Consider the following 14,444-nt stretch of genomic DNA (forward strand, 5'->3'; position numbering starts at 1 on the left):
GTCACATAGTTATCTATGCTCCTAGGGATGCGTTCTCTTGCCGCCGCGCTGCAAATTGAAATCTATTGGGTATAACTGCATCTTTTATTAGAATGTTAATAATCTCAATCTCTCCGATTTAACAAAAAACCAGATAAAAAAACCTGTACAAATATCGGCAACAAAACCAAACAATTGCGACAGGCGATAAATATTTCACGGAATGATCTTTCTAAATTATCAAGCATCTCTAGAGCTGCACTATCGAAACCAGAATCGGTAAACCCTAACCTAAGTATCGATACAGCCGATGCCATCACCATTGTACTACGCCTCCCTTGCGGCGATCTCCTGGCAGGAAATAACGAACAGTATCCCTATTTAGAAAAATGCCAATCTATGAAAGGATTACTATGCAAAAAATATAAATTTCTGTATCGTCTTACGTCACATAAACATGACATTTCTAATCCATATATAACCAATGTTATTTTTATATATCACGAATAAAGTAATCTTTAATAACCGACTATCTTGATTCTAGTTAACAGAATCATAAATTGTAAAGGCCCGCTGAAAAGTTTTTTATAAATTCAGATTCTGGCTCCATCCATTCTCCAGCCAAGCTGAGATTTTCCTGACATAAATCGCAAAATCAAAGGGTTTGGTTGATGATTTTTACCTAAATCATTTTCCTTATAAATAAAGAAAATAAAATAATTCCATTCCTATACTTTGAAATAACCATAAAAATACAATAGATAAAATAACCATGTTCTTGCAAGTAAAATGCCTATACTATAACTAATTAAGTTAAGGTAATATTCACCAATGAATAATTTTCACCTCCTGTTTACTCTTTAAATTTCATCGACTATTTCCAGCACTCATTTCCATTTAATAAAAACAGCCACTAAAATTATTAATATAGCTTCCTTCTACAATACTTAATTAAATCGTTAACGTAGAGACTCCACCCATACTCACGATTTTTAATAATTATATTTTCTTCAACAGCGATAAAAATCAGATTTCTATGATATATCTTTTGAAGATGTTTAATAGCCGTATAATTATATCCCGCTTACTACACGAAACTGCGATAGATTACCAAGATTAATCATATAACCAACAATGAGGCTGAAAATCACACTAAACTATTTGAGTGATAGTAAAGTAAAAAATTATCTTATGCAGAAATCTAAAACCATACAAAACCAATTAAATCAAACGATTAATTTAAAGTTATAACATAATGAAATAGAAAGATAATTTGACAATTTTAAAAAAAACATCATTTTTTTTGTTTAAGCTGTTGAAAAAGATCATATTTTAGTTAATACTCCCCAGCGTCGAGTGATAATAGTCCTACAGAAAAATGAAAATTCCGAGTTATAAAAAATTTGAAGATATTAGAGAAGAGTTATTGCCATCATAATCATAACCGGGATGGCAGTTTTCCTAATTCTATTTCAAAAGAGTTTCTCACTGCATTATAGCCATCATCTTGTAAGAAATTCATTATTGGTATGACTTTTTACTGCACTTTACTGCTTGCAATATTATCATAAAAGTGAGAATCATTATCGATAACACTAAGTTATTTACAGTAAGAGATGATGTTTTCGAGAACAAAAAATAGGCTTCCTTGGACTAAAATTAATATCAGAGATTATTATCAACAAACATGATGATATGCTCGGGGTAAATTCTTGCCTTGAGTAAACACCCAGAGAATAACGAAAACCATTCAAAAGTGGTGATATATGCAAGCTACAGTAAACGAGAAATAAGTATCCAAATGAGTGTAACCTATTCATCACAGAAATATTCAAGGAGATTATAAAAAAATCATTTATTAGTCATGACTTATTCACATCAATCAAAAAAGACAAGAATAGAGGTAAACTCAATTGAGTTTCACACCACTATAAAAATGTCTTCAATTATATAATCAACCATTAAATTATCACTTTGGTTAGATATATAGTTTTATTATATATACCCAATAGATTTCAAATTGCAGCGCGACGGCAAGTGAACGCATCCCCAAGAGCATAGATAACGATGTGACTGGGATAAGTGAAAGCAGCAACTTGAAGGATGAAGGGTATAGACAAAACTAAAACACATCTTTATTAAGGTAAGGAATTTTTAAATGAGAAAGAATTTTATTTGGGCTTCTTTAGTGATGATATTAGGGACTTTTAGCAGTTTCAGTGCATTATCTTATGATGGGAAAATTAAATTTACAGGTCAGATTATTGAAAATGGATGTACTGTAGACACAGGAACAGCAGGAAAAGACATTACCGTAGATTTCGGTAAGTTGTCAAAAAACGTATTCCAAAATAACCTGGGTGAGATTACAACAAATATGGTTGGAAAAAGTAAAAACTTCACTATAAATTTATCTTCTTGTAGTGTTACCGGAAGTCTGGGAATCTTATTCACGGGTACTCCAGATGATGGTAATAAACATTTTTATGCTTCAGGGGTTGATGGGGTAGGTATTAAAATACACAAACAAGGTAATGATACAGCAATAGCCCCAGGAGTAAATGTCGCTGATATCGCTACAATCAATTCAAAAAAAGCAGCTATGAATTTCGTAGCAGAATTAGTTTCAACAAAAACGACTATTGCTACTAATAACATTGATAAAACACTCAATTTCACCATCATATATCCATAATTACCCAATAAACATCTTTAATTAGTAAAGGAGTAAAAATGCTTCGCTTTATTACTCCCTTTTTACTTGTCCTTTTTATAGGACAAGTACAAGCAGGGATTACTTTAGGCGGAACTCGCCTTATCTATAATGGCTCACAAAAAGAAGCCACGATTTCTATCACTAATTCGGATACAGAAAGACCTTATCTTGTTCAATCATGGGTAGATAATATCGATAACAGTCAAAACAAAGTGCCGTTCATTATTACGCCGCCATTGTTTAAGATAGCGAAGGAAAGCGAGCATCAAATTCGAGTTTCATATGTGGGAAATTACCTACCATCGGATCGGGAATCGATATTTTTGCTCAATGTTAATGCAATTCCGGCGGTTGAAAAAAATGACAACAGCAAGATGATCATAACCATCAAAAACATTATCAAACTGATTTATCGCCCAACAGGGCTATCTGATGATGATGCGAATAATGCTATTAATCGTTTGGAAGCATCACATAACACCAATGGTGTTCAATTAACTAATCCCACGGCTTATTACGTTAATCTTAATGAGATGAAAATCGATGGAAAACTAATAGCCAGCCCAGGATTTATTCCGCCTTTGGGTCACAAGGTATTTCCAGCCCAAAGTGGTATAAAAAGCGTGACGCTGACGGCTATCAATGATTACGGTGGCACAACGGAAGAGCGCCAGTTTAATTTCTGATAATATTATCTGATGAGAGTATCGTGAAAAAAGTAATTAGCTTTGCTTTAATAACTTTTTGTTTATCATTGCCAGTACATGCAGAGCTGTACTTTGATATAAATGCATTACAATTATCAGATGAAGACAGAGAAAATATTAATCTGGACAGTTTGGCAAAAACCGATTCCCACATTCCGGGCATCTATAAAGTGAATGTTATCGTCAATCAACAGGATATTGGCATTAAAAACCTATCCTTTATTGACTGTGGTGAAAAACTTTGCCCTGAATTATCTGTCAGCTTACTGAAAGAAATCGGGGTAAAAACAGAAAGCTTCCCTGAATTAGCATCACTTTCTGAACAGGAAATCATTTCTCAACCGGAGAAATATATTAAATATGCATCAGCAGATTTAGATTTAAGCCATCTTACTCTAACGCTGAATTTCCCGCAGGCTGCAATGAAATCACAAATCAGGGGAGATATCTCTCCTGATCAGTGGGATGATGGTTTGCCTATGTTTTTTACCAATTACAATCTAACAGGCATGCAATCCTGGAATAAAAATCAAAGTGAACAAAATCAATACCTGAATTTACGTAGCGGCTTTAATTTAGGTCCGTGGCGCGTTCGCCATAATAGTTACTATAATCATACTGATACGACATCTGAATGGAAATCGCTTAAAGCCTATGCTGAACGAGATATTCGCCCATTAAGGTCCCGCTTAGTATTGGGGGAAACAACAACTGATAGCACGGTGTTTGATAGTTTCAGTTTTAATGGCATTAAACTGATGTCCGATAGCCAAATGTTACCAGATAGCCAGCAAAGTTTTGCACCTGTCGTTCGCGGTATTGCTATGACTCATGCAAGGATAGAAATCCATCAAAAAGATAATCTGATTTATCAGACTTTTGTTCCGCCAGGCGCGTTTGAAATTACCGATATTTATCCCAGCAACTTAAGTGGTGATCTGGAAGTCTCTATTTATGAAGCAAATGGCAAAGTCAGAAAATTTACTCAGCCCTTCTCTGCCTCACCATTGATGATCCGTGAGGGCCAAATAAAATATTCGGTTAATATCGGTAAATTCAGTGGTAATAAACAAGCCAACAAAAAAAGGTTTGTGCAGACAGAAGCTACTTACGGGCTATGGGACAGTACCACAATTTATGGTGGAACAATTGTTTCTTCCGACTATCAAAGTCATGCATTAGGTTTAGGGCATAATCTCGGCTCATTTGGTACTGTATCAATAGATGTCACAAAGGCAGCAACGCGTTTCCCAAATAGAGAAAAGAAAACCGGTCAGTCTTATCAGATACGCTACGATAAAGGTTTCACTGCAACGAATACCACGGTGACACTGGCTGGCTATCGTTACAATACCAATGGTTTTTTTAGTTTTAGCGACGCTAATAATAACGACCAATTTACTGATAATAGCAGAAATAGTGCGCCGAAAAATCATATGCAAATAACCCTAGGACAGAGTTTAGGACAATATGGCAATCTTTCATTATCAGCCTGGCAACAAGATTACTGGCAAGATAAAACCAGCAAAAATCAATCATACATGATGTCTTATAACACCAATATTCATGATATCTCCTTATCATTGAGCTACAATTACCATCGTAATCGTTCAAGTATTAATAACGATCAAACTTTTTCGTTAAATATTAGTGTTCCCTTGGATAAATGGTTGCCATCTGGTCATCACAGTGCAACTGTAGATTATGATACTACTTATAATACAGATGGCGACAGCCAACATACGATGACATTATCTGGCTCTTTACTGGAACAGCAGAATCTAAACTATATGATTTCTCAGAATTACAGCTACGAAAAATCAGAGAAAGAAAAAGAATCAGGTAATTCAGTCAGCTTGTATTATAGAGGATCATATGGTTCAGTAAATGCAGGTTATACCACTAATCATAGAAAAAATAAGCGTATTAATTATGGATTAGAGGGCGCAATTATTGCGCATCCTTATGGTGTTACCCTGGCGCAAAATATTAGCGAAAGCGGTGCTAGTGCCTTAATTCGCGCTCCAGGGGCAGCCAATGCAAAAGTATTAAATAATACTTCTATCAGCACAGACTGGCGAGGATATACCGTTGTTCCCTATATATCGCAATATCGGGAGAATGCTTTATCTCTTGATACCAATACATTTAGTACTGACGTAGATATTGATAACCCAACCACTAAAGTTATTCCAACAAAAGGTGCGTTGGTATTGGCGGATTATTCTATTCGCGTTGGTCATCGAGTATTTTTAACATTACAGCATAACGGTAAAAAACTTCCATTTGGAACGGTAGTCACGGGCCAAAATGGTATCAATGGTATGGTGAATGAAAGAGGAGAAGTCTTTCTCAGTGGTGTTAGTGATACAGTAAAATTAAAGGCTGATTTAGGTGATCAACAAAGCTGTTACATTAACTTTGATAGTAAAAGATACCAAAAAATTAATGGTATCATCCTAGCTTCATTGAATTGTCAATAATTAAAAACAAATCTCAACCGGAATTTATATGAAACACTACTTATGGTTATTCATTACTTCTATACTACTGTTGAACAGCAACAAGTCATTCGCCGAATGTCAATTAAATCCAAACGCCGCCCCTATTTCTTTGTATTTTAATTTAAAAGAATCTGAGAAAAAAATTAACAAAGCGAATAATAAAGACATTAACATAAAAACTTTCAGTGCTGAACAGATAGCCTCAGAGATGGGTATTGATGTAAACGCTCCAATTTTTTCATGTGATGAAGAAAATATACCTCTAATGTTTGGCGACAGCGTTCTTACTGGAAAACCGGGTAATACTGAACATGGCACTGGTGGATTAAAAATAATTGAAGATAAGTTATACTTATATTTTGTTATTTCTGGAGGCAATATTGGTAAAATAGGTTATCCTAAATCAGATGGAACTAACTATTCATATAACCTTGGAACAAGAAAAAAAATCACCTGGAAAGATATAGGAAACGTTAGTATTTATCTTCACAAGAAAGGAGCAATGCATTCAGGAAAATCACTATCTTCCGGAGTCATGTTTAAATTAGCAGCATTAGGAAGCCCAGTACTAAATTTAATTTCAGTAAGGCATTCAAGTACATATAGATTTAAGACCATGGGTTGCATGACAACAACACCATCACCAAAAGTAAACTTCGGTAACGTACAAAGTTCTTTATTTAAAGGAAAAGGAACCACTGCTGGCTATGCTAATTTTGGTATCATCATTCATTGTGTAGAGAATGTTATACCTAAAATTACTTTTTCAGGGAGAGGAATTAAAAACCCTACAGACACTCCAGATAGTGTTATTAGACTCGATAACAGCAACGATGCAAATACAGCACAAGGTGTTGGTGTCCAAATCTTATATCATGGAACACCTGTTTCTCTAGGAAAACCGCTGTTTTTGGATCACACATCACAAGATTCTGGCGATATAGCCCATTTTACTGCCCGATATTACCAAACCAGAAATAAAATAACCGGCGGAACAGCTAATGCCACCGCACATTTTACAATTAAATATGAATGATATTAATATAAACTGTATAGCATTTTCTTATCTGGATAATCAACATGGAACAAACAGTTATACACACCAGTCAAGCCACACTGCCGAAAGATGGTAATGGATTTATCACTCAAATCGAGTATGGAACGGTTATTCAATATCCTCAAGTACATCTCTGGCAGGCTCGTTTTGATCTCTCTTATTATCACGATGAACTGTTCGGGCGATTAAACCTTCCCTTCCCTGCTCAATTAGCCAAAGCCGTCAATAAACGACGGGCTGAATATCTGGCAGCACGTTATTGTGCCCGTCAACTTTTAGCACAATTAGGACAACCAGAGTTTAATTTGATATCTGGCAATGATCGTGCCCCAATCTGGCCACAGGGTATTTGTGGCTCTGTTTCTCATTCAGCGCAACATGCAATTATACTGGCAGCACCGCAAACTAATAACCGATTAATTGGTGTCGATATAGAAACCATTGTCAACCATCAAAATATGGATGAAATGATAAAAATGGTATTGAATGACAGAGAAATACCCTTCCTGAATCATTGTCATTTATCACCTGAGCAGATGTTCACACTGGCATTTTCTGTAAAAGAAAGCCTGTTTAAAGCGCTCTATCCACATGTAAAACGCTTTTTTGGTTTCGAAGCAGCCGAAATTATTACCTTATCTCTCGAAAACAACGAGATAATATTACAGTTGCAGGAAACACTCACCAATAACTATCCAGCAGGTACAATATTCCGTGGACAATTTATTATCTACCCACAGGAAATATTGACGCTCATTATTCAGTAGCCCAGACCCGTACAGAGTGGTTATTTATCTCAGATTTTTTACCTGGATAAATAGCCTTAGTCCGTGTAGATATCCATGCTCGTTACGAATCTGACCTCTCTGATTATCACCCCAAATTAATATAATATTGAAATCCAATGGATAAATTTGGCATTATTAGAGGTTAATATGAACCTATGCCATTGTACGTCATCATTTGAAACGAATTTGGTGTGATCCGTAAACAAAGAGCTAGCTTAATGTCTATCAAAGAAACACGATGACTCGATTACGTAGTATAAAAGCACGATAAACAAGAAACACGAATTAACCCTAAAAAAACCCAACTTTTCAGCTAATAGGATTAGTCTTAAGGTAAATCACCTAAAGTATTCTATGATTTAAATCACACTTTTTTAAATTAAACAGAAATCCATCTATCAAATATCCAAGACACTTTAAATTTTTTATTATATTCTCCTAGTTATATATTAATCGGATGAAAGTATTGGTGACCGCTCTTTATCCTCCCTGGGCAGCGGACCCGATAATCCGGCATCACGATATTGACGGACTTTCCCGGTCTGGCTTCTTTACCCCCTTGATGAGTTATCACTCACGTAGCAGAGCGTCGCCGGGCTGACAATGCCGTGCATGAAACCCTTCAGTAATAATCAGGAGCCCTTTATATATGTCATTCCAGAAAACATCCGCCGGGTTGCCCAGTGCGCTAAAGCAACTCGCTGACCGATTCAGTACCCAGAGCGCCGGGGGCTTACAGTTCACCCTCACTGCCGGCGGCTTACCGCCTCACACCTTTGTCGTTGCCGCTTTTTCATTAAATGAAGCCTTTTCCATCCCGTTCAGCCTTGACGTCAGCTTAGCCAGTGCCGACCCAGCGATTGATTTTACCGCCGTCCTCGATAAACGTGCCACCCTGTCCATCCTGCGCGAAGGGAAAGTCCAACGCACCGTCACCGGCATGGTCGCCAGCTTTGTTCAGGGCAATACCGGTAAGCATCAGACCCGTTACGAAATGACTATCCGTCCTGATATGTGGCGCACCACCCTGCGCCAGAATTCCCGCATCTTTCAACAGCAGGATATCAAAACTATCATTACCACCCTGCTCAAAGAAAGCGGGGTCCAGGATGTCATTTTCAGTCTGCGTTATCCGCACCCGGAGCGAGAGTTTTGTGTCCAGTACCGTGAAACCGATTTTGATTTTCTGCAACGGCTGACTGCGGAAGAGGGCATCTTTTATTTCTTCGAGTTCGACGGCAACAAAAACACCCTAGTGTTTGCTGACGATGCCGGCTCTATTGCCAAAGGGCCAGTTCTGCCTTATCACCCGGAGGACGCGGCCCAAGCCCAACAGTTGTGTATCACCGCCTTGACCCGCAGTGCTCAGGTGCGTCCGGCTGCCGTCGAACTCAAGGATTACACCTTTAAAAATCCAGCCTGGGCCGCCGAGTTTCGCCAGCAAATGCGCGAAACCGACCTCCAGTATACCGGCTATGAACACTTTGATTTTCCCGGGCGCTTCAAAGATGAGCAACATGGCGCTGATTTCACCCGCTACCGGCTGGAAGCCCTGCGCAGCAATGCTCTGATGGGGTACGGAGACAGTAACGATGCGGCCATGCAACCGGGCGTGTTGTTTACCCTGACCAACCATCCGCGTCATGACCTCAACCGGCTCTGGCAACTGGTCAGTGTGGCGCATACCGGCAGCCAACCACAGGCGCTGGAACAGGCTGGCGGTGAGTCGGGCACCGTCATGAGTAACCACTTCACCTTTATCCCTTATGACCAGCACTGGCGGCCAGCTCTCCGGCCCAAACCGGTGATGGACGGCCCGCAGATTGCCAAAGTGGTTGGCCCGGAAGGGGAAGAAATCTTCTGCGACCAGTATGGCCGTATCCGGTTACAGTTTTTGTGGGACCGTTACGGCCAGAGTAACGACCGCAGTTCCTGCTGGATACGAGTGACCCAGCCGTGGGCCGGTCAGGGCTGGGGCATGCTGGCTATCCCGCGTATCGGTCAGGAAGTGGTGGTGGATTTCCTGCATGGTGACCCGGACCAGCCAATAGTCACCGGGCGGACCTATCATGCCAGTAACATTCCGCCGGGAACCCTACCAGGCAGTAAAACCCAGATGGCCTTCCGTTCAAAAACCCATAAGGGAGAAGGCTATAACGAACTGCGCTTTGAAGATGCCAAAGGCAGTGAAGAGCTGGCGTTGCACGCCCAGCGCGATATGAATACCGTGGTGCTCAATAACCGCGAAACCCGGGTAATGAACGACCACACCGAAAGCATCGGCCATAATCAGGTGCTGTCGATTAGAAATGACCGCCATAAAGAGGTGACGGGCAATGAAGTCAGTGCCATCACCGGCCTGCGTCAGGTCACGGTAGAAAAAGACAGCCTGCTGAACGTGAAAAATAACATTCAAATACATTCCCAGGCTGGTGGTATCGAAATTGCCACAGCCGGAGGCAGCATTACCATCGACAGTGCCGGCAATATCAGCATTCAGGGACTGAATATCACCATCAACGGCAAACAGGTCAATGTGAACTGACCGGTATTGACGCTCAGCAACTTAATTTAATGCATGACCTTAACTAATAACGGAAAAAAGCATGGAAAACACAGTGTATCAGATGAATGAAGGCACCCTGACTATCCCGGACAACTGGCGGGATGAGTCCATGCATGTCTTTGTACTGCCGGATGACAGCGGCATTAATCTGGTGGTCAGCCGCACACCGGTCCCCCTTGGCGTGGATAATAACACTTACTATGAACAGACTCTGGAACAGTTCCGCACCCACCTGCCCGGTTACCAAGAGCACCAGCGCAGCGAAATCCCCCTCAGCCAGCAACCAGCCCGCCGTCTGGATTACCAGTGGAAAAGCCCGGAAGGCGATATGTACCAGACCGTGGTACTGCAAATCCGGGGCACACAGCTGCTGACCTTCAACCTGACCTCTCCTGCGCCTTTTGAAGCCGGTCAGCGTGATACCCTGCTGGCAGTTATCAGCAGCTTTCAAGCAGCCTGACCCGGCAGGAGGCACAACATGTCACTTGGTGATGAAATTGTCACCCGGATTGCCCGGGTCGGTGCCCGACACGCTGCACCCGTTTCCCCTCCTCAAGGGACGCCCGGCCCGGCAGCTGCCCGTGAGGGCGACCCGATTAAACATGCCAGCTTCCTCGGCGCGCTGGCCGGTGCCATTACCGGCGCTCTGATTAGTGCTACGGTCTTTGCCGTAGCCGCTGCGGTGGTGGTGGGTACCGGTGGCTTAGCCACCGTTGCGGTGATTGCATTGGGCACTGCCGGCACACTGGCTCTGGGGAATGTTATCAGTGCCGCCAGTTCTGCGGTCACCCGCATGGTAGACAGTATTGGCCCGCCCGACGGCAAAATAATAAACGGCTCGCCAGATGTGTCCATTGAAGGCAAACCGGCAGCCAGAGCCACAGCCGATACTGCCGCCTGTACGAAACACCCTGCTCCGCCCCTGATTGCTCAGGGCAGTGAAACGGTGTTCATCAACGGCTACCCGGCAGCCCGGGTGGATGACAAACTGGTCTGCGGCTCCACCATCAAATCCGGTGCCAAAACCGTGTTTATCGGCTCCGGTCAGGGCACCTATCTGGACATTGAGGAAGAGTTCTCCGCTTGGGAGCGGGCGATTCTGATAGCTGTGGAATTTCTGGCACCACCATCCCGGGGCGCCATTAAGGGCATCGGTAAACTGTTCACTAAAGCGGGTCGTAAAACGGTGCTGAACGGGGCAAAAGCCGGCGCCCGGCATGCCGGAAAAATCGTGTCGATGGGTACGATTTCCTGTGCCAAAACCGCCTTTAAAGAAACGCAGGGCGCGAAACGTTACTTGGAAGCAACTAAAAAATTCTTCACCGGCGACCCGATTGACGTTACCACCGGCCAGCTGTTTGACCAGCGTACCGATATCGCGCTCGGCCAGACCCTGCCGCTGGTGTTTTTACGCAGCTGGGTCCCCGGGGAACAGGGCTTACTGGGACCGGGCTGGACTGACAGCTTTTCCGAATGCATCCGGGTCACCGGCGACCGGGTGGAAATCAGCACCACCGAAGGGGCTTCACTCTATTTTGCTTTACCTGCCACCTGTACCCACAGTATCAACCCCGACCACCCGGATTTTACCCTGAGCCGGGGCCAATCTGGGTATATCCTCCGCCACCGCGATTCCCCGGTACAAAAATATTTTGCCCTGCCTGCACCGGCTTCTGACGACGACACCCAGAGCTGGCTGCTGACTGAACACCGGGACGTGTATGATAACCAGCTGCGTTTTGTCTATAACAACCGCTATCAGCTGACAGAAGTCATCCACAGTGACGGACCAGTGCTGACACTGCGTTACAACCTGAGCGGACAGCTGACGGAGATTCTCCGCACCGATGAAGGGTTGCAGGAAGTGATGGCCCGGTATCGCTACCATGATAATGGCCGGCTGGCGGAAGCGGACAGTACCCAGCAATTCCACCTGTACTATGAATACAACGCGCAGGGCCTGATAAGCCGCTGGTCTGACGGCGACCAGACTTGGGTGGATTACCGCTACGATAAACAGGGGCGCTGTACTGACAGTGTAGGGTCTGGAGGCTTCTATCCTGTCCACCTGGACTATGCTCCCGGCCTCACCCGCTCTACCACACCACAGGGGCACACCACTACTTGGCATTACAATGACCAGCATCAGGTCACTGAAGTTCACACTCCTGGCGGCGGTATCACCCGCTATGACTACGATAACTGGGGCAATCTGATACAACAGACGTTGCCGATGGGAGAAACTCTGACCCTAACCTACCTGGCCGATACCGGTCGGGTGACTTCACTTACTGATGCGACCGGGGCAGTCTGGCAATACAGCTATGATGCGGACACCCTGCAACTGACCGGTATGACTGACCCACTGCAACGCACCTGGCTACAACTGTATGATGAGCTGGGCCAGCCGAAAGGATTTATTGCCCCAGACGGTCGGAAAACCACCCTGACCCGTAATGCTTTCGGGCTGGTGACAGCGGAAGAAGACACCGACGGTAACCGCCGTACTCAGGAATATGATACCCATCAGCGGCTGGTAAGACTGTTTGATGAAGAGAACCGCACCATCAGCCTCGGCTATGACAGTCAGGACCGGCTGCGCAGCTTGACCGCCGCTGGAGCGCTGTGGCGCTGGCGTTACGACCGACATCACCGGGTGGCCGCCAGCGACCGGCCCGATAACAATCTGGAACACTTTCACCATGACCGGCACGGTAACCTGACCCGCTGGACTGATGCTCTCGGAATAGACTGGCTGGTGGAGTACGGGCCGTTTGACCTACCGATAGCACGTGTTGATGGTGAGGGGCACCGCTGGCAGTACCGCTATGATGCGGATACTCTGCAACTGACTCAGGTGATAAACCCACAGGGCGAAAACTACACGTACATTCTCGATGCGGATGGCCGGGTGGTCACTGAGCAGGATTATGCCGGCACCCGCTGGCACTACCGTTATAACTTATCGGGCAACTGCATTGAGAAACGGGACGGAGAAGAAACGGTTATCCGCTATGACTATGATGCGGCACACCGGCTGACTGCCCTGCACACCCCGGAAGGCACCACGCATTATCATTACGATATTGTGGGACGGCTGCTGACAGTTGAGTCACCGGATAACACCCTGTCTTTTGAATATGATGAACAAGACCGGATAGTCCGGGAAATCCAGCCATACGGGGAAATTCAACGCCACTACCCAGATAACCGCACGGTGGAACGACAGCTGCTGACCGGAGAAACCGACCCCGCAGAAGGACCGTCCCGGTTCACCGGACAGACTCACCCGAAACACTGGCAGAGCCGGATGCAAGTCAACCGGGCCGGGGAACTGACCGGGTTAACGCTGGAGGGGCAACTGCCTCTGACCGTGGAACGGGACGACGCCGGACGGGAAACAGGCCGTTACACCGAAAGCGGTTTCATCCTGCGCCAGCAATATAACCTGATGGGCCAATTAACGGCACAACGTGCCGGCTATAACCCACATTTTTTCCGGCAGACTGACTTGGCGGATATTCCTGACCCCACCTTTGCGGGTCTGGTGCGTCAGTATGAATATGATGCCACACTGAACCTGACAGCCGCCAATGATGACGGACAGCAGTTACGCTACCTCCTCAACGGCAACGGCCAGGTGATGTCGGTCGGTGACGGACGGAATTTACGTGAACACTATCAGTATGATGCAAGCGGTTACCCGTCACGGCGGTTCGACGGGGTGCAGGAGATTATGGGGGAAACGCTATACCAGGAAGGTCACCGCCTGAACTGGATTGACTCGCACCGGTTTGTCTACGACCGGGCTGGTCGTATGAAAGAGAAACAGCGTTTAGAAGAAGGTTACCGTCCAGCACTGACCCGATACCGCTGGAACAGCCAGAATCAGCTGACGGGCCTCATCACCCCGGACGGTATCCGGTGGGAATATCGCTATGATACCTTTGGACGGCGGATCGAAAAATGCTGTATCCAAACCGGTAAACTGACTACGTATGTGTGGGACGGCGACGTGCCGGCGGAAATCCGCGAGTATCAGCACGGCCGGCTGAAAATGATCCGCCATCTGGTGTTTGACGGCTGGGAACTGGTGGCGCAGCAGACGCAGGCGTTTACGCTTAATC

8 protein-coding genes are annotated in these 14,444 nt (G+C 44.2%); all 8 read left to right on the forward strand.

From position 1 onward, the window contains the following. Positions 1–2,137: 2,137 nt before the first annotated feature. Complete coding sequence (locus AM629_RS07215; RefSeq protein WP_054477521.1) at positions 2,138–2,674, forward strand: fimbrial protein; 537 nt, start codon at positions 2,138–2,140, stop codon at positions 2,672–2,674. Positions 2,675–2,712: 38 nt separating this feature from the next. Beyond that, complete coding sequence (locus tag AM629_RS07220) at positions 2,713–3,381, forward strand: fimbrial biogenesis chaperone (protein WP_054477523.1); 669 nt, start codon at positions 2,713–2,715, stop codon at positions 3,379–3,381. 23 nt (positions 3,382–3,404) lie between these two features. Then, entirely contained in the window at positions 3,405–5,885 is a 2,481-nt protein-coding gene (locus AM629_RS07225) for a fimbria/pilus outer membrane usher protein (protein WP_054477525.1), read from the forward strand. 28 nt (positions 5,886–5,913) lie between these two features. Then, positions 5,914–6,942, forward strand: a complete 1,029-nt coding sequence (locus tag AM629_RS07230; RefSeq protein ID WP_054477527.1) for a fimbrial protein — start codon at positions 5,914–5,916, stop codon at positions 6,940–6,942. 44 nt (positions 6,943–6,986) lie between these two features. Continuing rightward, positions 6,987–7,730: a 4'-phosphopantetheinyl transferase family protein gene (locus AM629_RS07235; RefSeq protein ID WP_054477529.1), complete on the forward strand. Its 744-nt coding sequence runs from the start codon at positions 6,987–6,989 to the stop codon at positions 7,728–7,730. Positions 7,731–8,400: 670 nt separating this feature from the next. Next, the gene (locus tag AM629_RS07240) at positions 8,401–10,296 is read left to right on the forward strand and encodes a type VI secretion system Vgr family protein (protein WP_054477532.1); all 1,896 of its coding nucleotides are present in this window, start codon (positions 8,401–8,403) and stop codon (positions 10,294–10,296) included. A 61-nt stretch (positions 10,297–10,357) separates the two neighbouring features. Beyond that, entirely contained in the window at positions 10,358–10,777 is a 420-nt protein-coding gene (locus AM629_RS07245; RefSeq protein WP_054477534.1) for a DUF1795 domain-containing protein, read from the forward strand. An 18-nt stretch (positions 10,778–10,795) separates the two neighbouring features. Then, the coding region (locus AM629_RS07250) for a PAAR domain-containing protein (protein ID WP_054477537.1) at positions 10,796–14,444 on the forward strand (3,649 nt) is incomplete at its 3' end.

Source organism: Photorhabdus heterorhabditis (genome assembly GCF_001280945.1).
GTDB classification, from domain to species: Bacteria; Pseudomonadota; Gammaproteobacteria; order Enterobacterales; family Enterobacteriaceae; genus Photorhabdus; species Photorhabdus heterorhabditis.